Annotated in this window: 20 protein-coding genes; 14 read left to right on the top strand and 6 right to left on the bottom strand. The window is 65.0% G+C overall.

Annotated elements, in window-relative coordinates:
• Positions 1 to 165: 165 nt before the first annotated feature.
• Positions 166 to 879, bottom strand: coding sequence for a PepSY-associated TM helix domain-containing protein (locus VSR82_RS22760; RefSeq protein ID WP_429461625.1), 714 nt, complete (start codon positions 877 to 879; stop codon positions 166 to 168).
• Positions 880 to 1,212: 333 nt separating this feature from the next.
• On the opposite strand from VSR82_RS22760, the gene VSR82_RS22755 reads away from it, so the two are divergent.
• Positions 1,213 to 3,111, top strand: a complete 1,899-nt coding sequence (locus VSR82_RS22755; RefSeq protein ID WP_429461623.1) for a DUF3857 domain-containing transglutaminase family protein — start codon at positions 1,213 to 1,215, stop codon at positions 3,109 to 3,111.
• A gap of 19 nt (positions 3,112 to 3,130) precedes the next feature.
• On the opposite strand, the gene VSR82_RS22750 is transcribed toward VSR82_RS22755, so the two are convergent.
• Complete coding sequence (locus VSR82_RS22750; protein ID WP_429461621.1) at positions 3,131 to 4,168, bottom strand: serine/threonine protein kinase; 1,038 nt, start codon at positions 4,166 to 4,168, stop codon at positions 3,131 to 3,133.
• Positions 4,169 to 4,386: 218 nt separating this feature from the next.
• A complete protein-coding gene (locus VSR82_RS22745) occupies positions 4,387 to 4,599 on the bottom strand; it encodes a hypothetical protein (protein ID WP_176109797.1) in 213 nt (70 codons plus the stop codon).
• A gap of 420 nt (positions 4,600 to 5,019) precedes the next feature.
• Here VSR82_RS22745 and VSR82_RS22740 point away from each other — a divergent pair, with 420 nt between their 5' ends.
• The 5 genes from VSR82_RS22740 to VSR82_RS22720 all read left to right on the top strand — a co-directional run bounded on the left by VSR82_RS22740 (position 5,020) and on the right by VSR82_RS22720 (position 13,100).
• Positions 5,020 to 8,202 carry an efflux RND transporter permease subunit gene (locus VSR82_RS22740; protein WP_429461618.1) on the top strand — a complete coding sequence of 1,061 codons (3,183 nt, stop codon included), beginning with the start codon at positions 5,020 to 5,022 and terminating at the stop codon, positions 8,200 to 8,202.
• Between the two features lie 103 nt (positions 8,203 to 8,305).
• Entirely contained in the window at positions 8,306 to 9,616 is a 1,311-nt protein-coding gene (locus VSR82_RS22735) for an efflux RND transporter periplasmic adaptor subunit (RefSeq protein WP_429461616.1), read from the top strand.
• Between the two features lie 2 nt (positions 9,617 to 9,618).
• On the top strand, positions 9,619 to 11,223 hold the full coding sequence (locus VSR82_RS22730; protein WP_429461614.1) for an efflux transporter outer membrane subunit: 1,605 nt from the start codon (positions 9,619 to 9,621) through the stop codon (positions 11,221 to 11,223).
• 220 nt (positions 11,224 to 11,443) lie between these two features.
• Complete coding sequence (locus tag VSR82_RS22725) at positions 11,444 to 12,634, top strand: MFS transporter (RefSeq protein ID WP_429461612.1); 1,191 nt, start codon at positions 11,444 to 11,446, stop codon at positions 12,632 to 12,634.
• A 283-nt stretch (positions 12,635 to 12,917) separates the two neighbouring features.
• Positions 12,918 to 13,100 carry a hypothetical protein gene (locus VSR82_RS22720; protein WP_008923386.1) on the top strand — a complete coding sequence of 61 codons (183 nt, stop codon included), beginning with the start codon at positions 12,918 to 12,920 and terminating at the stop codon, positions 13,098 to 13,100.
• A 102-nt stretch (positions 13,101 to 13,202) separates the two neighbouring features.
• Here the strand turns inward: VSR82_RS22720 and mgrA are convergent, their stop codons facing one another.
• On the bottom strand, positions 13,203 to 14,246 hold the full coding sequence (gene mgrA / locus VSR82_RS22715; RefSeq protein ID WP_429461610.1) for an L-glyceraldehyde 3-phosphate reductase: 1,044 nt from the start codon (positions 14,244 to 14,246) through the stop codon (positions 13,203 to 13,205).
• 226 nt (positions 14,247 to 14,472) lie between these two features.
• Here mgrA and VSR82_RS22710 point away from each other — a divergent pair, with 226 nt between their 5' ends.
• The gene (locus VSR82_RS22710) at positions 14,473 to 14,679 is read left to right on the top strand and encodes a DUF3185 family protein (protein WP_152851698.1); all 207 of its coding nucleotides are present in this window, start codon (positions 14,473 to 14,475) and stop codon (positions 14,677 to 14,679) included.
• A gap of 30 nt (positions 14,680 to 14,709) precedes the next feature.
• On the opposite strand, the gene VSR82_RS22705 is transcribed toward VSR82_RS22710, so the two are convergent.
• Positions 14,710 to 15,471, bottom strand: a complete 762-nt coding sequence (locus tag VSR82_RS22705) for a phytanoyl-CoA dioxygenase family protein (protein WP_429461608.1) — start codon at positions 15,469 to 15,471, stop codon at positions 14,710 to 14,712.
• A 515-nt stretch (positions 15,472 to 15,986) separates the two neighbouring features.
• On the opposite strand from VSR82_RS22705, the gene VSR82_RS22700 reads away from it, so the two are divergent.
• The gene (locus VSR82_RS22700) at positions 15,987 to 16,349 is read left to right on the top strand and encodes a hypothetical protein (protein WP_368583243.1); all 363 of its coding nucleotides are present in this window, start codon (positions 15,987 to 15,989) and stop codon (positions 16,347 to 16,349) included.
• 152 nt (positions 16,350 to 16,501) lie between these two features.
• Here the strand turns inward: VSR82_RS22700 and metK are convergent, their stop codons facing one another.
• The gene (gene metK, locus VSR82_RS22695) at positions 16,502 to 17,689 is read right to left on the bottom strand and encodes a methionine adenosyltransferase (RefSeq protein WP_368583242.1); all 1,188 of its coding nucleotides are present in this window, start codon (positions 17,687 to 17,689) and stop codon (positions 16,502 to 16,504) included.
• Between the two features lie 282 nt (positions 17,690 to 17,971).
• Between metK and VSR82_RS22690 the strand changes: the two genes are divergently transcribed.
• From VSR82_RS22690 to VSR82_RS22665, 6 genes are all read left to right on the top strand, one after another.
• Positions 17,972 to 18,856, top strand: coding sequence for a lipid A biosynthesis lauroyl acyltransferase (locus tag VSR82_RS22690; RefSeq protein ID WP_368583241.1), 885 nt, complete (start codon positions 17,972 to 17,974; stop codon positions 18,854 to 18,856).
• Between the two features lie 228 nt (positions 18,857 to 19,084).
• Positions 19,085 to 20,020: a diaminopimelate epimerase gene (gene dapF / locus VSR82_RS22685; RefSeq protein ID WP_429461603.1), complete on the top strand. Its 936-nt coding sequence runs from the start codon at positions 19,085 to 19,087 to the stop codon at positions 20,018 to 20,020.
• A gap of 57 nt (positions 20,021 to 20,077) precedes the next feature.
• The gene (locus VSR82_RS22680; protein WP_429461601.1) at positions 20,078 to 20,836 is read left to right on the top strand and encodes a DUF484 family protein; all 759 of its coding nucleotides are present in this window, start codon (positions 20,078 to 20,080) and stop codon (positions 20,834 to 20,836) included.
• 28 nt (positions 20,837 to 20,864) lie between these two features.
• Positions 20,865 to 21,788, top strand: a complete 924-nt coding sequence (xerC, locus tag VSR82_RS22675; protein WP_410850712.1) for a tyrosine recombinase XerC — start codon at positions 20,865 to 20,867, stop codon at positions 21,786 to 21,788.
• 63 nt (positions 21,789 to 21,851) lie between these two features.
• Entirely contained in the window at positions 21,852 to 23,054 is a 1,203-nt protein-coding gene (locus VSR82_RS22670; protein ID WP_410850711.1) for a class I SAM-dependent rRNA methyltransferase, read from the top strand.
• 233 nt (positions 23,055 to 23,287) lie between these two features.
• The gene (locus VSR82_RS22665; RefSeq protein WP_368583236.1) at positions 23,288 to 24,388 is read left to right on the top strand and encodes a CobW family GTP-binding protein; all 1,101 of its coding nucleotides are present in this window, start codon (positions 23,288 to 23,290) and stop codon (positions 24,386 to 24,388) included.
• Positions 24,389 to 24,472: the final 84 nt, after the last annotated feature.

The raw sequence follows: 24,472 nt of genomic DNA, 5'->3' as shown, positions 1-24,472 counted from the left end.
ATCGATGAGCTCCTCTGGAATCGCGGGCAGCTCAGGCGGGGGCGCAGACCCTGCTTTTGGTTTGCTTGGCATACATGCTCCTTTGGGTACATGTTATGCCTTGAACACAAAATTTCTGACAGGCTCAACGAACCAGGCGGAGGGAACCCGGCGTGCCTTCCGCGCTCACATCAAGCCGCAAACCACTGCCGCGATCACCGAGCCGCTCACCAGTACCACGCCCACCACGCGGCGTTTATTCAATTCGGTCCACAGCAGCACGCCGGTCAGCGACAGCAGAATCAGGCTGCCCGCGATCGTGTCGATCAACAGCACCCACCCGACGCTGAGACCCACGCCCTTGTGCAGATTGCTCAGCGTCGCGAAAAACGAGTTGCGCGTGTGCTTCACCGTCACGAAGCCGTTGCCGACCCAGTACTCGGCCTGCACGCTCTGCCCCGGGCCCATGATGCCGACCTGCCATTGCTCAGGCTGAATGGTGCGGTGATCGCCCCATGCGACCGGATGCGCGGGCTCGCGCTTCGCGCGCCCCGGCTTGCCGTCGATCTTCAACTCGCGTTGCAGCCACTTCGCCATCTCTGCCGGCGAGTGCAGCGGCTTCTCAGGCACCGCGATCTGCATTTCCTCGACCTGCGGCGCCCCCGTCGAAATTTTCAGCGGACCGGCGCGATGATTGAGCAGGAAGCCGGTCACGCCGAACATCAGCCCGAGCACCGCGCCCCACAAGCCGATCCAGCCATGCACGTTGCGCAGCCCCTTGATGAAGGTCGCACGACGCGAACGCTGCCGCCGCGGCGCCTGTTGCGCGGTGGCGCCCGGCCTGGGGACGCCCGGCGCGGCGACGGTAGGTTTCAGATCGATCGATTCAGGCGCGTTCAAAACGGACTCCAGGCTAGAGCGGTAGGAAGAATTCGAGTGAGAACAGGCGGACCGGCCGGCTTGTGATCCGGGCGATCCGCGCGAAGGGCTGGCTGGCGAGTCACAGGGGAGTAGCGTGACAAAAAGCTTGCGATGCCTTTCAATTGAGAAACATTATCATTACACAATTAAGTGTTTGGCTCAATGTCGTGACGCCGTGGGCGCGCAGTGCATACCCGCCGGGCAATCTTCGAGTCGCCTCCCAATGCGCGCCAGCCGCTTGACATCCGCGCGGCGCGAAACGACGCTAGCTGGCGATGCCGTCAACGCCGCCGTCCGGGGATACCTGCCGTCATGCGACTCTGCTTCGTGGTCCTTGCCACCGCCGGCTGGCTGGCCGGCATCGATGCCGCGAGCGCGAGCGCGCCGGTCAAACTGGACGACCCCTATACCAACGAGGGCGAGACGCAGACCTTCACCATCAACGCGGACGGCTCGTATGCGAAGCTCGATTCGATGACGCTGCGCGTGAACAACGAAGCCGGTGTCGAGCGGGTCGCGCAGCAATACGTCTGGTTCAACCGCAACATGGCCGACGTGCAGATTCTCGAGGCCTACACGGTCACCGCCGACGGCAAACGTCACGACGTATCGCCCGAGCAGATCCGCGACGTGCAGGAAGTCCGCTCGTTCGACGCGCCGATGTTCCAGGACATCCAGGAAAAGGTGATCGTGTTCCCCGCGGTCGAACCCGGCGCGCGCGTGCATCTGACCTACCGCAAGACGCAGCATCAGCCGATCGTGCCGGGCGAATTCAGCGACTTCACGCCGCCCGATCTCGCGCCGACCCGCAACTTCCGCCTGATCTACGACCTGCCCGCCGACAAGCCGCTGTACGCGGACGCCCGTGGCTTCAGCACGGTGACGCCCATCACGCGCGACGGCCGCACGCGCTACGAATTCCGCTACGACAAGGCGCATTTCGACCGGCTCGAACGCGGCTCGATTGCATACGTGTCGTACGGGGATCGGCTGATGGTGTCGACCTTTCCGAGCTATGCCGCGTTCGCCGCGTCCTATCGCAGTTCCGCAGCCGACCCGGGCACGCACGACGCCGCGATCACCCAGCTCGCGCAAAAGTTGACCGCGCACGATCACACCCCGCGCGACAAAGCCAAAACGCTATACGACTGGGTGCGCCGCAACATCCGCTATGTCGCGATCTACGTCGGACGCGGCTCCGTCGTGCCGCACAGCGCGAGCGCCATCCTCGCGAACCGCTATGGCGATTGCAAGGACCACGTCGCGCTCTACGGCGCGCTGCTCGACACGGTCGGCGTGCGCAACGAGCCGGCGCTGATCAGCAGCGGCACGATCTACACGCTGCCGAGTGTGCCCGGCTACGGCGTCATCAATCATGCGATCACGTGGCTGCCCGATTTGCAGATGTACGCGGATTCGACCGCGTCGAACGTCGAGTTCGGTTTTCTGCCTTCGTCCGATATGGACCGTCCTACCGTGTTGATCGACGACGGCGTACTCGCGCAAACACCGGCCACCGCGCCGATGTCGCGCAGCACCGATCTCGCGATCAAGATCGAACCTGACGGCTCGGCGAGCTTCACGTATCGGCTGCAAGATGCCGGACCGTACGCCGAGCAGGCCCGCGCGCGGCTGCGCACGCAAACGCCCGCGCAACGAGAGGAATCGATTCAGGCCGAGCTGCGCAACGCGAATCTGCGCGGCACCGCGACGCTGACGACGAGCGACCTCAGCGCGGCCGACGGCCCGCTCACGCTGACGATGAAAGGCACGCTGGAAAGTCTCGTGGTGACCGGCATGACCGCATCGATCCCGGCCCTGACGAGCCTCGGCGGCGGCGTCGAGGCCGATACGCGCTACTGGCTCGGCGAACGCAAGCGCACGCAGCCGTTCGTGTGTCACAACCTCGCGATCCACGAACGCGCGCGCATCGAGCTGCCGGCCAACTTCCGCGTGCTCGACATGCCGGAGGCGCAACGCACGCAGGACCGCTTCGTCGATTTCACGTCCGAGTACGCGTTCGATCCGCTCAGCAACGTGGTCACGATGACGCGCGACGGCGCCACCCATTTCGACAGCGACGTCTGCACGCCCGATGATTTCACGCGCATGCGTCCCGCGATCGAAGCGATCGGACGGGACGTGCGCGCGGAGGTGATCGTCAGGTCGACGCTGGTGGAGTCGTCGAACGTGGCGTCGCAGGCGCCTTGAACATCAACGCGTCAACGCGTCAAACCGGCCACAACGGGCCTTCCTGCATCGCGCCGATCTGCTCGCGCATCTCGAGGATGCGATCCTCCCAGTAGCGCTGCGTGTTGAACCATGGAAACGCGGCCGGAAACGCCGGATCGTTCCAGCGGCGCGCGAGCCACGCCTGATAGTGAATCAGCCGCAACGTGCGCAGCGCTTCGATCAGATGCAGTTCGCGCGGCTCGAACTCGCAGAAATCCTCGTAGCCGGCGAGCAGATCGGCGAGCGCGCGCGACGCCTCCGCGCGTTCGCCCGGCAACAGCAGCCACAGGTCCTGAATCGCGGGACCCATGCGGCTGTCGTCGAAATCGACGAAATGCGGGCCCGCATCGGTCCACAACACGTTGCTCGGATGACAGTCGCCGTGCAGACGCAACGTGCGAATCTCGCCGGCCCGCTCGAACGCACGCGCGACACCTTCGAGCGCGAGATTCACGACGGTTTCCCACGCGGTTCGCAAGTCGTCGGGCACGAAACGATGCGCCAGCAGGAAGTCGCGCGGCTCGTAGCCGAACGTGTCGATGTTCAACGTGGGACGTTCCTCGTAGTCCTGGGTCTGTCCGATCGCATGAATGCGCCCGATGAAACGTCCGAGCCATTCGAGCGTGTCGCGCCGGTCGAGATCCGGCGCGCGGCCGCCGCGTCGCTCGAAGACCGAGAAGCGGAAACCGTCGAAGCTATGCAGTGTGCGGCCATCGAGCACGCGCGCGGTCACGGCCGGGATCTCGCGCGCGGCGAGTTCGGCGACGAACGCGTGCTCTTCGAGAATCGCCGCGTCGCTCCAGCGCTCGGGACGATAGAACTTCGCGACCACGGGCGGACCGTCTTCGACGCCGACCTGATACACGCGATTTTCGTAGCTGTTGAGCGGCAGCAGACGGCCGTCGGTCCGCACGCCGGTCGTTGCGAGCACGCCGTCGATCGCGTCCAGCACGGTTTCCGGCGTGAGCCGCGCGAACGGCACGGCGCCATCGGCGCCGGCCTCAGGATGGGAATTATCGGGAATGGTGTCGTTCATGCCCCGCATTGTGCGCCGCGCCGCGGCTAAAGACGAGGGCGACGGCTCGTAATACGTGCGGGGCATCGCTAGAAATACGGGCTGATTTGCGGCGCGCCGTGGATCGACGCGCGCATCGACCCGCAGCGATGCCGGCGAGCCGATCTCACCTTACAACATCACTACAGCCCGCTCCTGCGTGTCACACAACGGCAATGAGCAACAGATAAGCCTCTCGTTCAATGCGTCTGCGCGCCGGCCGGACGTATCAGGTCGCCGGTATCGATCAGATCTTCGAGGAAAAAGGGTTCGGTGTTGAGCTGCCGCGATGCGCCGGGCTCGCCGGCGTACCACGCCACCATCGCCATGTCGCCAAGAATGCGCATGACGATTCCGCGCGCGCCTTGCGGCACGGCGATATGTACCGATCGGACAATGGAACCGACTTCCATGATAATTCCCCGCTTCCCTTAGCCGGCTTTATGATTTCACGCCGGTCGAGGTGATGATAAAAACGCCGCTTCGCATTGGACGTTGCGTGCGCACTTAATCTGTCGCGCGCATGGCGCGTGAGAGGTTCGAGTCATTGTTCCCGCTTTGCGGGGCTTTGGGAAGGCGAATAGAAGGCTTTTACCAGTCGTTTCGCCCTATTCCCATTGCGCTGCGCACGGCCGATGATCTCGGCGTCAGACGTCGTAATGAAGACCATCATAAACCCTGTCGGGGGGAGACATCAAAAACGTGCATTACCAGAACGATCTGCAAGATGCGGCTAACGCGCAGCTTCGCACCTGCCTTCGCGCCGACGGGCGCGCCTGCGTTTCCGATCCGCGCGGCGCGGCCGCCGCTGATTTCATCAGTCTGCGCTAGTCATGTGGATCGTTCGTCTCGCGCTACGGCGCCCCTATACGTTCGTCGTGCTGGCGTTGCTATTGCTGATCGTCGGGCCACTGACGATTCTGCGCACACCCACCGACATCTTTCCGAACATCGATATTCCGGTGCTGTCGGTGATCTGGTCGTACAACGGCCTGCCCGCCGACGAAATGGAGCGGCGCATCGCGCTGAACTACGAGCGCGGCTTGTCGGTGGCGGTCAACGATATCGAACACACGGAATCGACGTCGCTGAACGGCATCACGGTCATCAAGATCTTTTTCCAGCCGGGCGCGAATATCGACGAAGCGCTCGCGCAGGTCACCGCGCTGTCGCAGTCGCAAGTGCGCTCGCTGCCGCCCGGCATCACGCCGCCGTTCATCCTGCGCTACAACGCGTCGACGGTGCCGATTCTGCGCCTCGCGTTGTCGTCCGCGTCGCTGACCGAGCAGGAGCTGTTCGACTTCGGCAATAACTTCCTGAAGACGCAGCTCGCCACCGTGCCCGGAGCATCCGCGCCGCTGCCGTATGGCGGCAAGCAACGGCAGATCATGATCGATATCGATTCGCGCAAGTTGCAGGAGCGCAATCTGTCGCCGATGGACGTGGTCAGCGCGGTCTCCGCGCAGAACCTGATTCTGCCTTCGGGCACCGCGAAGATCGGCTCGACCGAGTACTCTGTGGTAATGAACGGCAGCCCCGATTCGCTCGCCGGGCTGAACAACATTCCGATCCGCACCACCGCAAACGGCACCGTCTATATCCGCGACGTCGCGCACGTGCGCGACGGCTACCAGCCGCAGACCAACATCGTGCGCGTGAACGGCCAGCGCGCCGCGCTGCTGACGATCAACAAAAGCGGCAACACGTCCACGCTCAATATCGTCGACCGTATCAAGACGATGATGCCGACGCTGCGCAATCTGGTGCCGCCGTCGCTGAATATCGACCCTGTCGCCGACCAGTCGCTGTTCGTGCGTGCATCGGTGGAGGGCGTGCTGCGTGAAGCGCTGATCGCCGCGTGTCTGACGGGCCTGATGATTCTGCTGTTCCTCGGCAACTGGCGCGCGACGCTGATCATCGCGGTATCGATTCCGTTGTCGATGATCACGTCGATCATCGCGTTGTCCGCGCTCGGCCAGACGATCAACATCATGACGCTCGGCGGGCTCGCGCTCGCGGTCGGGATTCTGGTCGACGATGCGACCGTCGCGATCGAGAACATCAGCCATCAGCTCGAACAGGGCAAGACGCTAGAACAGGCGATTCTCGACGGCGCGCATCAGATCGCGATTCCGACGCTGGTGTCGACGTTGTCGATCTGCATCGTGTTCGTGCCGATGTTTCTGCTCACCGGTGTCGCGCACTACCTGTTCATTCCGCTCGCCGAAGCGGTGGTGTTCGCGATGCTCGCGTCGTACTTCTTCTCGCGTACGCTCGTGCCGACGCTCGCGAAGTATCTGCTGCGCTATCACCACAAGCCCGCTGATCTGCATCACGCGCCGGCGCAAACGCGCAATCCGTTCATGCGCGTGCACTACGCGTTCGAACGCGGTTTCTCGCGTTTGCGCGAGCGCTATCGCGTGTTTCTCGAAGCGCGCATGGCGCGGCCGAGCCTGTTCGTTACGCTGTTTCTCGTGTGCTGTGGCGCGTCGCTGCTGTTGTTGCCGTTTATCGGCCGCGACTTTTTCCCCGCCGTCGATGCCGGCACGATCGCACTGCACATGCGCGCGAAAACCGGCATGCGGGTCGAGGAAACGGCGGTGCTGACCGATCGCGTCGATGCGCGCATCCGCCAGCTGATTCCGGCCGGCGAACTGCATTCGATCATCGACAACATCGGCCTGCCGGTGTCGGGTATCAACCTGTCGTACAGCAACACGGGCACGATCGGCACCTCCGACTCGGACATCCTGATCACGCTGAACCCCGAACATCATCCGAGCGCCGGCTATGTGCGCACCTTGCGGCGCACGCTCACCGACGAATTCCCCGGCGTGCAGTTCGCGTTTCTGCCGGCCGATATCGTCAGTCAGACGCTGAACTTCGGCATGCCGTCGGCGATCGACATCCAGATCGTCGGCCGTGAGGTGGCCGCCAATCGTGCGTTCGCCGCTAAGCTGCTGAACCGTCTGCGCACGGTGCCGGGCCTCGTCGATGCGCGCATCCAGCAGCCCGCCGATCTGCCGCGGATTTTCATCGACGTCGATCGCACGCGCGCGCAGCAAGCGGGTTTTTCGCAGCGCGATATCGCGAGCAATCTGCTGATCACGCTGTCGGGCAGCCAGCAGACCACGCCGACGTTCTGGCTCAATCCGCGCAACGGCGTCAGCTACAACGTGATCACGGAAGCGCCGCAATACACGATCGATTCGCTGCAATCGCTCGCGAACATTCCGTTGAACGCCAACGGCCGCAACAACATTCTCGGCTCGCTCGCGACAATGCGCCGCGAAGCCAGCAACGCGGTGCTCACGCACTACAACGCGCAAACCACGATCGACATCTACGGCACCGCCGACGGCCGCGACCTCGGCGGCGTGTCCGACGACATCCGCAGGATCATCGACGAATCGAAAGCCGAGTTGCCGAAGAGCTCGACGATCGAACTGCGCGGCCAGGTGCAAACGATGAACGAGTCGTTCTCGGGCCTGCTCGCCGGTCTGCTGTTCGCGGTGCTGCTCGTGTATCTGCTGATCGTCGTCAATTTCCAGTCGTGGCTCGATCCGTTCATCATCATCACCGCGCTGCCCGGCGCGCTCGCGGGCATCGTGTGGATGCTGTTCCTCACGCACACCACACTGTCGATCCCTGCTCTCACCGGCGCGATCATGTGTATCGGCATCGCGACCGCGAACTCGATTCTGGTGATCAGCTTCGCGCGCGAACAATTGCTGCTGCACGGCGACGCGACCCGCGCGGCGATCGAAGCGGGCTTCACGCGCTTCCGCCCGGTGTTGATGACCGCGCTCGCGATGGTGATCGGCATGGTGCCGATGGCGATCGGTCTCGGCGAAGGCGGCGAGCAGAACGCGCCGCTCGGGCGCGCGGTGATCGGCGGGCTCGCGGTCGGCACGCTGGCCACGCTGATCTTCGTGCCGGTCGTGTTCTCGATGATCTATCGACGGCTCGCGGCGCGGCATCAGCGCGCCGCGGAACACGTGGTGCAGAAGCCATGAACATCCCGCACGCGATAACCGTTCCGGCCGGCACGCGCATCATGCGATGCCACGACACAAGAGGCAGCCTCGACTGCCCATGCAATTTCGAAGGGGAAGCTTGATGGAAGCACAACGTCCCGGCGGCTCGGGTTCAGGATCGGGCTCTGGCGGCCACGCCGCGCATGATCCGGCGAAAGCGCGACGCACGCGCCTGATCATGATTGCCACCGCCGTTGCGGTGCTCGCGCTCGCCGCGCAAGGGATCTGGTCGCGCCACGATGCGCATGCGGCGCTCGAACGCGATGCCGAGCACACGAGCCAGATGAGCGTCGAAGTCGTGCAGCCGCAAAAGTCGTCGGCCGGGTTCGATCTGACGTTGCCCGGCAACGTGCAGGCCTTCCTCGACACGCCGATCTACGCGCGCACCAGCGGCTATCTGAAGAAGTGGTACGCCGACATCGGCACGCGCGTGAAGAGCGGCCAGTTGCTCGCGGAAATCGACACGCCCGAAATCGACGACCAGTTGCGCGCCGCCCGCGCCGATCTCGCGAACGCCGAAGCGAATTACGCGCTGGCGAAGAGCACCGCGGATCGCTGGACGGATATGTTCAAAAGCAAGTCGGTGTCAAAACAGGAGACCGACGAGAAAGTCGGCGACATGCTCGCGAAAAAAGCCACGCTCGACGCCGCGCGTTTCAACGTCGCGCGACTCGAAAAGACGCAGTCGTTCCAGAAGGTCTATGCACCGTTCGACGGCACCGTGACCGCGCGCAACGTCGACGTCGGCGCGCTGATCGACGCGGGCAGCTCGGGCGGCCCCGCGAAGGAAATGTTTCATGTCGCGCAGGCGGACCGGCTGCGCGTCTATGTGAACGTGCCGCAAGCGTACGCGCAGCAGGTGCGCGCGCAGCAAAGCGCGTTTCTGACGCTGACCGAGACGCCGTCGCGGCACTACCCGGGTACGGTCGCGCGCACCGCAGGTGCGGTCGATCCGCAGCAGCGCACGATGCTCGTCGAAGTCGACGTCGACAATCGCAGCGGCGAGCTGTTGCCGGGCGCGTACGCGCAGGTGCATTTCGCGCTCGGCGCGGGCACGGCGTCGTTCACGCTGCCGGGCAACGCGCTGCTGTTCCGTCCCGACGGCGTCAAGGTCGCGACCGTCGATCCGCAGCACAAGGTGAAGCTGGTGCCGGTATCGCTCGGCACGGACTTCGGCACGCGCGTCGCGATCGTGGCGGGTTTGCAGGGCAACGAGCAGGTGATCCTGAATCCGCAGGATTCGATCGTCGATGGCGCACCGGTGCGGATCGTGCCGCGCAAGGCGGAAGGCGGTGCGGCGCCGGAAGGCACGGCTGGAGCCGCCGGTGCGACCGGCGCGGCGGCCAGCTCGCCGGCGGCGCAAGCCGACGCGCGGTCGGGCGCGAGGACGTGATCATGAAGGTGTCGGTTTTGCGGCGCGTGCTTGCGTCATCGGCTGATTTCGCGCGCGGGTCGGCGAACGCTTCCATTCGCGCCCCAGCAGTCGCGCTGACTCTCGCCGGTGCGCTCGGCGCCTGCACCGTCGGCCCCGACTACGTGAAGCCCGCCGCCGTCACACCCGCGACCTGGCGCGAACTCGAAGGCACCGGCTGGAAGCCCGCGCAACCGGCCGACACGCTCACGCGCGGCGCGTGGTGGCGCATCTACGGCGACGCGTCGCTCGATGCACTCGAAGCGCAGGTCGCGAGCGCGAACCAGGACGTGCAGGCCGCCGAGGCGCGCTTTCGCGCGGCGCGCGCGAGCGTCGCGCAGTATCGCTCGCAATTCTTCCCGGTAGTCACCGCGGGCGTCCAGTATTCGCGCACGCGGACCTCGGAGAACGTGCTGCATAAATCGACCGCCGGTCTCGCGCTGAACGACTATCTGGTGCAGGTCGACGCGTCGTGGGAACCGGACCTGTGGGGCCGCGTGTCGCGCAGCGTCGAAGGCGCGAAGGCTGGCGCGCAGGCGAGCGCCGCCGACGTCGACGCCGCGCTGCTGTCGATGCAGGCCGAGCTCGCCACCGATTACTTCGAGCTGCGCGGACTCGATCAGGAGCGCCGACTCCTCGGCGACACGATCAAGGCCTACCAGGAGGCGCTCGAACTGACGCAGCATCGCTACGCCGGCGGCATCGCGACCGATGCCGATGTCGCGCAGGCACAAGCGCAGCTGAAGACGACCCAGGCGCAGGCGCTCGATCTCGGCGTGCAGCGCGCGCAGCTCGAACATGCGATCGCGATCCTGATCGGCCAGCCGCCGTCGACCTTCACGCTGCCGGTCGCGCCGCTCGTCGCGGTGCCGGTCGTCGCGGCGGCCGGCGTGCCGTCCGGCTTGCTCGAGCGGCGTCCCGATATCGCGGCGGCCGAGCGGCACGTCGCCGCGATGAATGCGCAGATCGGCGTGGCCACCGCGGCGTTTTTCCCGAATCTCGTGCTGGCCGTGACGGGCGGACTCGAAGCGACCAACTACAGCCAATGGCTGCTCGCGCCGAGCCGGCTGTGGTCGCTCGGGCCGACGCTCGCGGGCACACTGCTCGACTTCGGCGGCCGCGCGGCCGTCAAGGATCAGGCGCGCGCGCACTACGACGAAAGCGTCGCGCAATATCGGCAAACGGTGCTGAACGCGTTCGGCCAGGTCGAGGACAATCTCGCCGCGCTGCGCGTGCTGGAACAGGAAGCCGCTGCCCAGGACGACGCGGTCGCGGCCGCGCGGCGCGCGCTCGCGGTCGTGTCGGACCGCTACCGGAACGGCGCGATCACCTACCTCGACGTGGTCGTCGCGCAGACGACCACGCTCACCAACGAGCGCAACGCCGTGTCGATCGCACGCCGCCGGATGGCCGCGAGCGTCGCGCTCGTGAAGGCGCTCGGCGGCGGCTGGGATACGTCGGTACTGCCTGGCGACGATTCGCCGGGCGACGATTCGCCGGGCGACGCTTCGCTCGTCCATCGGCCTGCGGCGACTTCCGGTTCGACGCAGACGCCGACGCCGGCCAGCGAAGCCGGGGCGCACGGCTAGCGCAGGGAGACGGGCGCGCGACATGCTCGGGTGACGCGGCACGCCGCGTTGCCCGCGCCGCCGGCTCGAAACGCGTTTGCAGCGTATCCTTAACATCTTTTGCGCGTTTCCGTGTGACCCAAGGAGTTCAGTTGTGAACCTGCCGCCGCAATCCCAGCGGACTGCTTCTGCCGTTCCCTCCCCCGCCGCAGCTTCGGCTCCTTCCACCCGCACCACCACCGTGTCGGATATCCCCTATCTGGAACGCGGCTCGCCCGCGTACTGGCGCGCCAGCCTCGCGCTGCTGTTCGCCGGCTACGCGACGTTCTCGCTGCTTTACTGCGTGCAGCCGCTGCTACCGTCGTTCTCCGAAGCGTTCGACGTGACGCCGGCGCAAAGCAGTCTGTCGCTGTCGCTATCCACCGCGGCGCTCGCGCTGGCGATTTTCGTCGCCGGTTTCGTCTCCGAGGGTTGGAGCCGGCACAAGCTGATGACGCTGTCGCTGACGGTGTCGTCGGTGCTGACGATTGGCGTGTCGGTCGCGCCGCACTGGAATCAGCTGCTCGTGCTGCGCACGCTCGAAGGGCTCGCGCTCGGCGGCGTGCCGGCCGTCGCGATGGCCTATCTCGCCGAGGAAGTGCATCCCGACGGCCTCGGTCTCGCGATGGGTTTGTACGTCGGCGGCACGGCGATCGGCGGCATGGCCGGACGGGTGATCACCGGCGTGCTCGCGGATCTGTTTTCATGGCGCGTCGCAATCGGCACGATCGGCGTGCTCGGCCTGCTGTCGATGCTCGCGTTCCGCGCGCTGCTGCCGCCATCACGCCATTTCGTGCCGCGCCGCGGCCTCGGCTTCGCGCATCACCGCACGCTGCTGTTGCGGCAGTTCACGCGACCGGGCTTGCCTCTGCTGTTCCTGCTCGGCTTCGTGCTGATGGGCAGCTTCGTCACGCTGTACAACTACATCGGCTACCGGCTGCTCGCGCCGCCGTATCGCCTGAACCAGACGGAGATCGGCGCGATCTTCATCGTCTATCTGGTCGGTGTGGTCGCGTCGCCGTGGTCCGGGCGCATGGCCGATACGTTCGGTCGCGCGCGCGTGCTGATCGGCAGCCTGCTGCTGATGGTGTTCGGCCTCGCGCTGACGATGCTGCATCCGCTCGCGGCGATCGCGACCGGCATCGCATGCGCAACGTTCGGGTTCTTTGCCGGTCATTCGGTCGCGAGCGGCTGGGTCGGTCGTCTGGCGAAAGATGCGAAAGGCCAGGCCGCGGCGCTGTATCTGCTCGCGTACTACATCGGCTCGAGCCTGGTCGGTTCGTATGGCGGCCACGTGTGGGCCGGTCATGGCTGGAACGGAGTCGTCGGGCTGGTCGGTGCGCTGCTCGTGATCGGCCTGGTCGCGGCGACGCGCCTGCGCGCACGGGAGTAGCCGCAGGCGATGATCCACCCCGCATGGATCGGCGCAAAACGAAAGGCTTGCGTAAGCGAACGCTCGACACTTTCCGCCGTGTTTTGTTGCGCCGCGCCAATCGCCGCGCGCCCGTCGCGCCGGGGTTCAGCGGCTTGCGAATAAGCGACGGCGCGCAAGCTTGCGCCGCCGCGCCGCTCCTTCAGTCTCCTATACTCGATTAGTGCACTGGTACTGCATGATTTCAAAGCCGCAGCCTCTGCTGGAACGACATAGCAATCATCCTGCATGGGAGGAGACGAAGATGACGTACTTTACGATCGGCGATTTCATCCTGGTCATTCCGATGGCGTTGGCGGGTGCGCTATTCGTCGGCGCACTGCCCTGCAAAACCGAGTTGCGACACAACGCGCTGCGTGTGCTGGGCGCGCTGATCGGTGTGATGTGCGCGGTGGCGCTGGTCGAGGGTCTGCCGGCGCTCGTGTAGCGGCGCGGCGCGAAGTACCAACGAAAAGGCCGCACGCTGAGCGTGCGGCTTCGTTTTGCCCTTGGTTCCGTCTGCCAGTTGCGCGGACGGCTCCTCACGCGATCAGATCGCCTGATCCGTCGACGGCTTTTCCCACAGGTTGATCCCGCCTTCGGTCGCATAGCGATCGATCTCGGCGAGCTCGTCGGCCGAGAATGCGAGGTTCTTCAGCGCGCCGACGTTCTCGCGGACCTGCTCCGCGCGGCTCGCGCCGATCAGTACCGACGTCACGCGCTGATCGCGCAACGCCCACGCGAGCGCCATCTGCGCGAGGCTCTGACCACGGCGCTGCGCGATGTCGTTGAGCTTCCTCACGTGCTCGATGTTCTGCGGGCTCAGATGCTCGTCTTTCAGCGAACCGCCGCCCGGCTTGTTGACGCGCGCATCGGCCGGCACGCCGTTCAGGTACTTGCCAGTCAACAGCCCTTGCGCGAGCGGCGTGAACGCGATCGCGCCCGCGCCGACTTCGTCGAGCGTATCGAGCAGGTCGTGTTCGATCCAGCGGTTCAGCATGTTGTACGACGGCTGATGGATCAGCAGCGGCACCTTGTATTCGGCGAGCAGCTTCGTCATTTCGCGCGTCTTCGCCGACGAGTACGACGAGATGCCGATGTAGAGCGCCTTGCCCTGCTGCACCGCGCTCGCCAATGCGCTCGCGGTTTCCTCGAGCGGCGTGTGCGCGTCGAAGCGATGCGAATAGAAGATGTCCACGTAATCGAGGCCCATGCGCTTCAGGCTTTGATCGAGACTCGCGAGCACGTACTTGCGCGAGCCGCCGCCCTGGCCGTACGGACCCGGCCACATATCCCAACCGGCCTTCGACGAAATCAGCAGCTCGTCGCGATACGGTTTGAAATCGTCCTTGAAAAGGCGGCCGAAGTTGGTTTCCGCGCTGCCGTACGGCGGGCCATAGTTGTTCGCCAGATCGAAGTGCGTGATGCCGAGGTCGAAGGCCGTGCGCAGGATGTCACGCTGCGTCGAGATCGGCGTGGTGTCGCCGAAGTTGTGCCACAGGCCGAGCGACAACGCCGGCAGTTTGAGACCCGACTTGCCGCAGACGCGGTATTGCATGTCCGAATAGCGTTCTGAAGCTGCTTCGTAAGCCATTGCTAGTGTCCTTGTCGATGAGATCGCCCGAGAATTCCGGGCGTGAGGATTCGCGCGTTGCGGGAGGCGTGCTGCTCGGGGAATTTATTGTTGTGATGTCGCCGTGGTGCGGCTAGACCGCTATGTTAGCCAATCGACGCGGCGCTTGCAGGCACCAGTATGCGGGATGGACGAGCACGCGCGGCTCACCTACACTCTGGCCGGTTCAAGTTGATGGGAGGTGCAGATGGCCAAAGCGATTTCGATCGCGCTGATTGTCGGCGGTATCGTGCTGCTGTATTTCGGCGGGCAGGCGTTCAATTCGGTGAGCAGCGACGTGTCGCGCTTCTTTACCGGTTCGCCGAGCAACAAGGCGATCGTGCTGATCGTCGCGGGCGTGGTGGCGACGCTAGCCGGGCTGACGGGAATCGCGATGTCGGGGCGCAAGCGCTGAGCGTCCGCACGAGGCCCACGACGAAAATAGCTAGAACGCGATCTCGGGCTTCGCGGCCGAGCGCGTGCCGGGCAGCGGCACGTTGCTTACGCCGTGATAGGTGAACACCAGCGAGAACTTCACCTGATCGCTGAGATTCTTGCCGGCCGAGTGCAGCGTGTTGCAGTGGAAGAACACCACGTCGCCGGTCTTCAACTCGGGCGACACCGCGGTGCGGATCGCCGCCTCGTTCTCGGCGATATCCGTGCGGAAAAATTTCGCTTCGTCGAAACGATCCGACGTGAAGGCGGCGCCGTGCGATTGCGGCACGAACCACAGCGCGCCGTTATCGATCGTTTCCGGGCCGACCGCGAGCCACACCGACACCAGGTCGTCGCGCTCGAACGACCAGTAGCGCACGTCGCGATGCCAGCCGGTCAGGCTGCCGTACGCGGGGTGCTTGGTCATCATGCAGTTGTGATGCGCGCGCGACAGTCGCGGCTCCTCACCAAAATACAGTTCCATCCAGCCACGGATTTCGGGCGCGGTCGCCCATTGCGCGAACGCCGGGTGACGACCGTACGCGTCGAGCAGGCGCCGCACCGTGTGTCCGCCCGGCGCATCCTTCGATGACGGCGCGCCCGGATACTTCAGATCCGCTTCGAACTCGATCGGCGCCGCCGCTTCCTGCAGCTGCCGCTGTGCGATCCGCTTCAGCTCGCCGCAACGTTCGGGCGACACGAGTCCTGGCACGACGACAAAACCCTGCTCCCGCAACGTTTGAATCTGCTCTTTCTTCGAATGGAGTGACATGGCGTTCCGTTACTGTCGACTAACTGATGTTCGATTGTAAAACGGGCGCGATCGGGGTGCGTTGTTTCGCGGCGCGCCGATGCACCGGTTTCAGGCGTGGAGTGCATCCGCATCGCACATTCGCAGGGCAACTATGCACGTAAATCGCCCGTCAAAAGTGAGACCAGATTGGTGTCGGCGACGATTCGATCCAGAGGAAATTCGATCTCGCAGGGTACTAACCCGACTTTCTGACGTCACGATTCCCGTGTAGCCTGCTCGCATGTCGATCGCCGCTTACGCAGTTTTCTATTGTGCGCAGCCCGTCAAGGCTCGTGCCGTCGGTTTCTCCGCGTCGTACCTTCGCAGCGCTGCGCGCCTTGTTTCGCGTCGCGGTCTCCCGCGACACGACGCGCACCGGATTTCCGGCTTTCAGGCCGTTCATCGCAACCCCGTCATTGGCACATATGGTGCTGTTTGTCCGTGCACATCCGATGCACGCGCCGACGTGCGGTTCATTGCCTAAATGTGAAGCCATGCATACTCTTTTGAGCACCCGTCTTACCCGCGCCGCGCTGAAAGCGGCGCGTCCCGCGCGCCGTCATATGATGCGAGCGCTGCGCCACCATGCCGCGCGCACCCGTGCGCTCGGCGAGCAGTGGCGCGACGCGAAGGCCGTCGACGGCTTTCGCACCTGGTTCCATACGTTCTTCTCGGCGCTGCGCCAGCAGAGCGGCACGCGCCGCCTGTCGCTGCGTACGTTGCTGCGCAAGCCGACACCGTTGCACCTCGCGGTCGCGAAACGCGCGCCGGAGGTGCGCACGCCTGCGAGCCGCCGACCGCGTCGGCTGTCGACGAGCAGCAGCGGGTGGTTCGCGTTTGCGTTTGCGAGCCGGTGAGATTGCCGGGCCGGTGAGTTGCAGTTGCGCGTTGAGTGGCTAGACCGCTGATCTGCTGACATCGCCGCGCCATCGACGGACAAAGAAAAAACCCCGCCCGGCTCACGCCGGCGGGGTTTTTTTGCTTTCAGGCAATGATCGACCCGCGCTAGTTACGCGATCGCCGCGACCGGCTCGGTGCCTGCCGCTTCGGCGAGTGCGAGCGCCTTGTCGGTGGCTTCCCACGTGAATTCCGGCTCTTCGCGGCCGAAGTGACCATACGCCGCGCTCTTCTCGTAGACCGGGCGCAGCAGGTCGAGCATCTGGATGATGCCCTTCGGACGCAGGTCGAAATGCTGACGCACGAGTTCCGTGATCGTCGCATCCGACACGCGGCCGGTGCCGAACGTGTTGACCATCACCGAGGTCGGCTGAGCGACGCCGATCGCGTACGACACCTGGATCAGGCAGCGCGACGCGAGGCCCGCGGCCACGATGTTCTTCGCGACGTAACGGCCGGCGTATGCTGCCGAGCGGTCGACCTTCGACGGGTCCTTGCCCGAGAACGCGCCGCCGCCGTGCGGTGCCGCGCCGCCGTACGTGTCGACGATGATCTTGCGGCCCGTCAGACCGCAATCGCCTTGCGGACCGCCGATCACGAAGCGACCGGTCGGGTTCACGAGGTACTTGATGTCACCCTTGATCAGCTCGGCCGGAAGCGTCGGCTTGATCACTTCTTCGATCACCGCTTCGCGCAGCGTGTCGAGCTCGATGTCCGGCGCATGCTGGGTGGACAGCACGACGGTGTCGATCGAATGCGGCTTGCCGTCGACGTAGCGCACGGTGACCTGCGACTTCGCGTCCGGACGCAGCCAGGGCAGACGGCCGTCGCGGCGCAGATTCGCCTGACGCTCGACGAGGCGGTGCGACAGGTGGATCGGCAGCGGCATCAGTTCCGGCGTTTCTTCGCACGCGTAACCGAACATCAGGCCCTGGTCGCCTGCGCCTTGATCGAGGTTATTGTCGTGCGCGCGGTCCACGCCTTGGGCGATGTCCGGCGACTGCTTGTCGTAGGCGACGAGCACCGCGCAGCCGCGGTAGTCGATGCCGTAGTCGGTGTTGTCGTAGCCGATGCGCTTGATCGTGTTGCGCGCGATCTGGATGTAGTCGACGTTCGCGGTGGTGGTGATTTCACCGGCCAGCACGACGAGACCCGTGTTGCACAGCGTTTCGGCCGCGACACGCGAGTACTTGTCCTGAGCGAGGATGGCGTCGAGGATCGCGTCCGAGATCTGGTCCGCGACTTTGTCGGGATGGCCTTCGGAGACGGATTCGGAAGTGAAGAAATAGTCGTTTGCCACGTTGCAGACTCCTGTTAGTGGTTACGGTTGCGTTCCACGTAGCCGACTTCGGGAGTCTGAAGCGGCGACGCTTTAGCGGATTACCTTACCGATGGACGCAACCCATGGAATCCATGGACCGCACCCGCCGGCTTCGCCCCGCAAGTTGTCTATTAACTCGGCGAAGCCCTTATTATAGCGACTTCCTTTGAATGTCACAGAGTGTCCACGAGTGCGGTATCACGCCAATTTTTCCGCCCACCAAAATTCTGGCCCCATCAGCGCCGCGCGCCCGGAGGTTGCATGCTGAGCCGCTACGGCGCGAAGCTCGCGGTCGGGCTGCTTAAACTCTTTGCGTTGTTGCCGTATGGATTCGTCGCCCGTCTCGGTGATGGGCTCGGCTGGCTGCTCTATCAAATCCCGAGCCGTCGCAAGCGCATCGTTCATACGAATCTGAAGCTGTGCTTCCCCGACTGGAGCGACGAGCACCGCGAGGACGTCGCGCAGAAGCACTTCCGTCATGCTATCCGCAGCTATCTCGAGCGCAGCGTGCAGTGGTTCGGCTCGGCGAAGAAGCTCGAAAAGCTGATCCAACTCGACAGCGCGATCGACCTGACCGACCCGAACCTGCCGCCGACGCTCTTTCTAGGCTTTCATTTTGTCGGCATCGAGGCGGGTTCGATTTTTCTGAACTACTCACTGAAGCGCCGGTGCGGCTCGCTGTATCAGCCGATGTCGAATCAGGAGCTCGAGGGAGTCGCGAAAGCGGCGCGTGCGCGTTTCGGCGCCGACATGGCGAGCCGCGCGGACAGCGCGCGCGTCGTACTGCGCTGGCTGCGCGAACGCAAACCGGTGATGCTCGGCGCGGACATGGACTACGGCGCGCGCAATTCGACGTTCGTGCCGTTCTTCGGCGTGCCGACCTGCACGCTGACCGCGGTCGGCCGTCTCGCGAAGGTCGGGCACGCGCAGGTCGTGCCGTTCATCGGCGAAGTGCTGCCGAACTACAAGGGCTACCGGCTCAAGGTCTTCAAACCTTGGGACAACTATCCGACCGGCGATGATGACGCCGATGCGCGACGCATGAACGAATTTCTCGAAGAGCAGATTCCGCTGATGCCCGAGCAATATTACTGGGTGCACAAGCGGTTCAAGACGCGGCCGCCGGGAGTGCCGGGGGTGTATTGAAGATGGCGCTGGCACCGGGCTCCCAGCAGTCGGAGCACGTCGATCAGTGCACGTGAGGCGGCATCTCGGCCCTTGCCCGCCATACCGTTTCCGATGGGCCAACGTGTATCATCTGCTATTGGCCCAACCCGGCTCGAAAGGGTGATTCACCCGACGGCCGGCAAGGCCCGGATTTTCGGCTCCGCCCGCACGCGCGAAGCCCTACGCAGCAACGGATACACGAAAAACGTGAAGCTCAAATTCACCAAAATGCACGGCGCGGGTAACGACTTCGTCGTACTCGACGGCTATACCCAACCGCTTGAACTGACCACGGCACAGGTTCGCGCGCTCGCGAACCGCCATTTCGGCGTCGGTGCCGACCAGTTGCTGCTGGTCGAAAAGCCGACCGTCGAAGGCGTCGATTTCAGATATCGCATCTTCAATTGCGACGGCGGCGAGGTCGAACATTGCGGCAACGGCGCGCGCTGCTTCGTCAAGTTCGTGCGCGAGCGCGGGCTCACTGACCAGCGCAGTGTGCGCGTGCAAGTCCAGAACGGCACGATCACGCTGACGATGCAGGACAACGGCGAGGTGATCGTCGACATGGGCACGCCCGTGTTCGATCCCGAACTCGTGCCGTTCGCGACCAAAGGCCTGCAAGGCCGCCGCGAAGGCGCGGACACGCTCTGGCCGCTCGACGTGAACGGCACGACGCGCTGGATGTCGGTGGTGTCGATGGGCAATCCGCACGCGGTGCAGGTCGTCGACGATGCCGAGGCGTTCCCGGTGCTGGTCGAAGGTCCGGCTATCGAGCGGCACACGCGCTTCCCGCAGCGGGTCAATGCGGGCTTCATGCAGATCGTCGACCGCAACGAGATCAGGCTGCGCGTCTACGAACGCGGCGCGGGCGAAACGCTCGCGTGCGGCACCGGCGCGTGCGCGGCGGTCGCGGCCGGTATCCGGCGCGGGCTGCTGGATTCGCCGGTGCTCGTGCACACGCACGGCGGCGATCTGACGATCACGTGGGACATTGCGCAACCAGGCGCGCCGCTGCTGATGGCCGGCCCCGCGGCCACCGTCTTCGAAGGGGAGATCGAGTTGGCAGAAGAGGCGGCGAGCGCGTCGCCGGACTCGCCGCAGCACAACCCGTCCAGCCCGGCCGCCGTGGCGCCCTCCGTCTAACTCATTGACCGACGCGCCGCCGTGAGGCGGCCCTCCCGTAGTCCTCTAGCCGAAACCATGAACGATCGCGAAGTCGCCGAATACCTGCTCGCCAATCCCGAATTCTTCGTCGAACACGCGGAAACGCTCGCGACCATCCGGCTCGCGAACCCGCACGGCAAAGCCGCGGTGTCGCTGCAGGAGCGGCAGATGGAAATGCTGCGCGACAAGAACAAGCATCTCGAGCGGCGTCTGGCCGAACTGCTGCGCTACGGTCACGAGAACGACAGCATCGCGGCGAAGTTCAACCGCTGGACCATCCGGGTGATGGCCGAGCGCGATCCGTACGCGCTGCCGCGCACGATCGCCGGCGGCCTGCGCGATATCTTCGACGTGCCGCAAGCGGCACTGCGCGTGTGGGACGTCGCCGAGCCGTATGCGCAAGCCGACTTCGCGCGCCACGTCAGCGAGGAGGTGCGGATTTTCGCGGGCAGCCTGAGCACGCCGTACTGCGGCGCGAACACCGGCTTCGAGGCCGCGCAATGGCTCCCGCAAGCGGCGAGCGCTGCCAACGGAGCGGCCACCCCGGCGACGAACGTGGCAATGAGCGCGACCGACGACCCCAACGCCGCATCGAGCGAAACGGCGCAGAACACCGAATCGATCGCGCTGCTCTCGCTGCGCGACCCCGAAGGCGCCGAAGACGCGCCGACGTTCGGCCTGCTCGTGATGGGCTCATCCGACCCGCGCCGCTTCCACGAAGGCATGGCCACCGATTTCCTCACGCAGATCGGCGCGCTCGCGAGTGCCGCGCTGAGCCGGCTGCTGCCGCGCTGAGCCGCGCCATACAACATCACCGCCCACCGTGACCGCCGCCGACCCGATCGCCGCCTACCTGTCGCATCTCGAGCACGAGCGGCGGCTGTCGGAGCATACGCTGCGCGGTTATACGCATGAGCTCGCGGAACTGAAGCAACTCGCCAAAGGCCGACCGCTGGAAAGCCTCACCGCCGTCGACATCCGCGGCGCCGTCGCGCGCGCGCATGCGGGCGGCCTCACCGCGCGCTCGATCGGCCATCGGCTGTCGGCGTGGCGCGCGTTTTATCGCTGGCTCGCGGGCCATGTCGAGCTGCCGGCCAATCCGGTCGCCGCGGTGCGCGCGCCGAAGCAGGCAAAAATGCTGCCGAAGGCGCTTTCCGTCGACGACACCGCACGCCTGATGGACAACCCGCCCGCCGAGTCCCCCGAAGGCCTGCGCGATCACGCGATGCTCGAACTGTTCTACTCGTCGGGCCTGCGCCTCGCCGAACTGGTCGGCCTCGACGTGCGTTTCGCCGACGTCGACGGCTATCGCTCGGCCGGCTGGCTGAAGCTCGATTCCGCCGAAGTCGAAGTACTCGGCAAAGGCAACCGGCGCCGCGTCGTGCCGGTGGGCAGCAAGGCCATCGCGGCGCTGAACGCATGGCTCGCGGTGCGCGAACGGATGGTCCGCCACGATCCGCATCCGCTCTTCCTGTCGGCGCGCGGCAACCGGTTGTCGCCGAACGTCGTGCGCGAGCGCGTAAAGCGCGCGGCGCTCGTGGCCGGCATTCCTGCCAACGTGCATCCGCACGTGCTGCGTCATTCGTTCGCGACGCACGTGCTGCAGTCGAGCGGCGATCTGCGCGCCGTGCAGGAGCTGCTAGGACACGCGAGCATCACCGCGACCCAGGTGTATACGGGCCTCGATTTCCAGCACCTCGCTCACGTCTACGACAGCGCGCATCCTCGCGCGAAGAAACGCAACTGATCACGCGACTGCCGCCGCGCGCCACCACGCGCCGCCCCATCGCTAGTACCTCACCGACACCTGATGAATACCGTTACGCTCAAACCGTCGAAAGAAAAATCGCTGCTGCGCCGCCATCCGTGGGTTTATGCCAATGCGATCGAACATGTCGACGGTCGCCCCGCGCCCGGCGCGACCGTGCTCGTGCGCGCGCACGATGGCCGCTTTCTCGCGCGCGCCGCCTACAGCCCGCACTCGCAGATCCGCGCACGGGTGTGGAGCTTCGACGAAGCCGAGCCGATCGATCACGCGTTCTTCAAGCGCCGCGTGCAGCGCGCGTTCGCGCATCGTCAGGCGATGGTGCGCGACACCGGCGCCGTACGGCTGATCTTCGGCGAGGCGGACGGTCTGCCGGGCCTGATCGTCGATTACTACGTCGCCGAGGACGCGGGTCAGCGCAGCCAGATCGTCTGTCAGTTCATGGCGGCCGGCGTCGAGGCGTGGAAGGACGCGATCGTCGCGGCGCTGATCGGCGCGACCGGCTGCTCGAACGTCTACGAGCGCTCGGACGTGTCGATCCGTCAGAAGGAAGGGCTCGAACAGATCACCGGCGTGCTCGCGGGCGAGCCGCCTTCGGAGCAGCTGATCGCGAGCGAAAACGGCGTGCGCTATCACGTCGACGTGCGCAACGGCCACAAGACCGGCTTCTATGTCGACCAGCGCGATAACCGACTGCTCGTGCAGCAGTTCGCGAAAGATCGCGACGTACTGAACTGCTTCTGCTACACCGGCGGCTTTTCGCTCGCGGCGCTCAAGGGTGGCGCGAAGCGCGTGGTGTCGGTCGATTCGTCGGGGGAAGCGCTCGCGCTCGCGCAGCAGAACGTCGCGGCCAACGGCTTCGACGCCGATCGCGCGAGCTGGCTCGACGCCGACGCGTTCAAGACACTGCGACGCCTCTACGACGAAGGCGAGCGCTTCGACCTGATCGTGCTCGATCCGCCGAAGTTCGCGCCATCGCGCGAGCACGTGGATCGCGCGTCGCGCGCGTACAAGGACATCAATCTGACGGGCCTGAAGCTGCTGCGTCCGGGCGGACTGCTGTTCACCTACTCGTGCTCGGGCGCGATCGATCCCGAACTGTTCCAGAAGATCGTGTCCGGCGCTGCTGCCGATGCCCGCGTCGACGCTCGCATCCTGAAGCGGCTGGGCGCGGGCGTCGATCATCCGCTGCTCACGGCGTTCCCCGAGGGGGAGTATCTGAAGGGGCTGCTGTTGCAAATCGCCTGATCGCCCATATTTCGTGGGCAATTGCGCGTGCCGGCGGCGGCAGCGGCCACCCTCCGCGCAGCCCGCCATCGGCCGGCCGCAAGGCGGCCGCCCTGCGCCCGCCAGGCAAATATGTTTCAATAACCGGCTAGACAGGGCCGCGCCATCTGGCTGCGGCGGCCGGCCTCACGCTTCTGGCTAGCCTTGCGCTAGCGTTCGATCACGCACCGTTTCACGACTTACAGGCGACCCACATGATTCCAGTCACCATCCTGACCGGCTTCCTCGGCAGCGGTAAAACCACCCTGCTCAAGCGCATCCTGAACGAAAAGCACGGCATGAAGATCGCCGTCATCGAGAACGAGTTCGGCGAAGAGAACATCGACAACGAGATCCTCGTGCAGGACACGACCGAGCAGATCATCCAGATGAGCAATGGCTGCATCTGCTGCACGATTCGCGGCGACCTGTCGCGCGTGCTCAACGATCTGGCCGCGAAGAAGCAGGCGGGCGAAGTGGACTTCGACCGTGTCGTGATCGAAACCACCGGCCTCGCGAATCCGGGCCCGGTCGCGCAAACCTTCTTCATGGACGATCAGATTGCGAGCGACTTCCTGCTCGACGCGATCATCACGCTGGTCGATGCAAAGCACGCGGACCGTCAGCTCGACGAGCATGAAGTGGTGCAGCGCCAGGTCGGTTTCGCCGACCGCCTGTTCATCACCAAGGCCGATCTCGTCGATGAGCGGCAACTGGGCGATCTGCGCCACCGTCTGCTGCACATGAACCCGAAGGCGGCGATCAGGGTCGTCAATTTCGGCGAAGCGGACATCAAGGAAATTTTCGATCTGCGCGGCTTCAACCTGAACTCGAAGCTCGAAATCGACCCGGACTTCCTCGCCGAAGACGAACACGCGCACAGCCACGCGCATGCGCACGACGAACACGGCCACACGCATGGCGACCATGATCATGATCACGCGAATTGTGATCACGACCATGGCCACTGCGATCACGAAGGCCACGATCATGGGCATCACCACCATGCGCATCACGACGACAAGATCAAGTCGTTCGTGTACCGCAGCGATCGTCCGTTCGATCCGAACAAGCTCGAAGACTTCCTCGGCGGCATTCTGCAGATCTACGGCGAGCACCTGCTGCGCTACAAGGGCGTGCTGTACATGAAGGGCGTCGATCGCAAGGTCGTGTTTCAGGGCGTGCATCAAATGATGGGCAGCGACCTCGCCGCCAAATGGCAACCGGCCGAAAAGAAGACCAACAAGATGGTGTTCATCGGCATCGAACTGCCGCGCGACCTGATCACCGACGGTCTCGACGCCTGCCTCGCCTGAGCGGGCGCAGCGCAGTCACACAGGCAAGCCCCGTAGAAGTCCCACGACATGCCGCGCGTAACGCGGCATGCGTCGTGCTACTGC

Source organism: Burkholderia sp. JPY481 (genome assembly GCF_038900515.1).
GTDB lineage: Bacteria > Pseudomonadota > Gammaproteobacteria > Burkholderiales > Burkholderiaceae > Paraburkholderia > Paraburkholderia youngii.
The sequence above is the reverse complement of the archived record's forward strand: the minus strand, read 5'-3'. Positions and strand labels throughout refer to the sequence as shown.

Coding starts and splice junctions, on each gene's coding strand:
- VSR82_RS22755 (WP_429461623.1), top strand. CDS start 1,213: ATGCGACTCTGCTTCGTGGTCCTTGCCACCGCCGGCTGGCTGGCCGGC.
- VSR82_RS22750 (WP_429461621.1), bottom strand. CDS start 4,168: ATGAACGACACCATTCCCGATAATTCCCATCCTGAGGCCGGCGCCGAT.
- VSR82_RS22745 (WP_176109797.1), bottom strand. CDS start 4,599: ATGGAAGTCGGTTCCATTGTCCGATCGGTACATATCGCCGTGCCGCAA.
- VSR82_RS22740 (WP_429461618.1), top strand. CDS start 5,020: ATGTGGATCGTTCGTCTCGCGCTACGGCGCCCCTATACGTTCGTCGTG.
- VSR82_RS22735 (WP_429461616.1), top strand. CDS start 8,306: ATGGAAGCACAACGTCCCGGCGGCTCGGGTTCAGGATCGGGCTCTGGC.
- VSR82_RS22730 (WP_429461614.1), top strand. CDS start 9,619: ATGAAGGTGTCGGTTTTGCGGCGCGTGCTTGCGTCATCGGCTGATTTC.
- VSR82_RS22720 (WP_008923386.1), top strand. CDS start 12,918: ATGACGTACTTTACGATCGGCGATTTCATCCTGGTCATTCCGATGGCG.
- mgrA (WP_429461610.1), bottom strand. CDS start 14,246: ATGGCTTACGAAGCAGCTTCAGAACGCTATTCGGACATGCAATACCGC.
- VSR82_RS22710 (WP_152851698.1), top strand. CDS start 14,473: ATGGCCAAAGCGATTTCGATCGCGCTGATTGTCGGCGGTATCGTGCTG.
- VSR82_RS22705 (WP_429461608.1), bottom strand. CDS start 15,471: ATGTCACTCCATTCGAAGAAAGAGCAGATTCAAACGTTGCGGGAGCAG.
- VSR82_RS22700 (WP_368583243.1), top strand. CDS start 15,987: ATGCATACTCTTTTGAGCACCCGTCTTACCCGCGCCGCGCTGAAAGCG.
- VSR82_RS22690 (WP_368583241.1), top strand. CDS start 17,972: ATGCTGAGCCGCTACGGCGCGAAGCTCGCGGTCGGGCTGCTTAAACTC.
- VSR82_RS22680 (WP_429461601.1), top strand. CDS start 20,078: ATGAACGATCGCGAAGTCGCCGAATACCTGCTCGCCAATCCCGAATTC.
- VSR82_RS22670 (WP_410850711.1), top strand. CDS start 21,852: ATGAATACCGTTACGCTCAAACCGTCGAAAGAAAAATCGCTGCTGCGC.
- VSR82_RS22665 (WP_368583236.1), top strand. CDS start 23,288: ATGATTCCAGTCACCATCCTGACCGGCTTCCTCGGCAGCGGTAAAACC.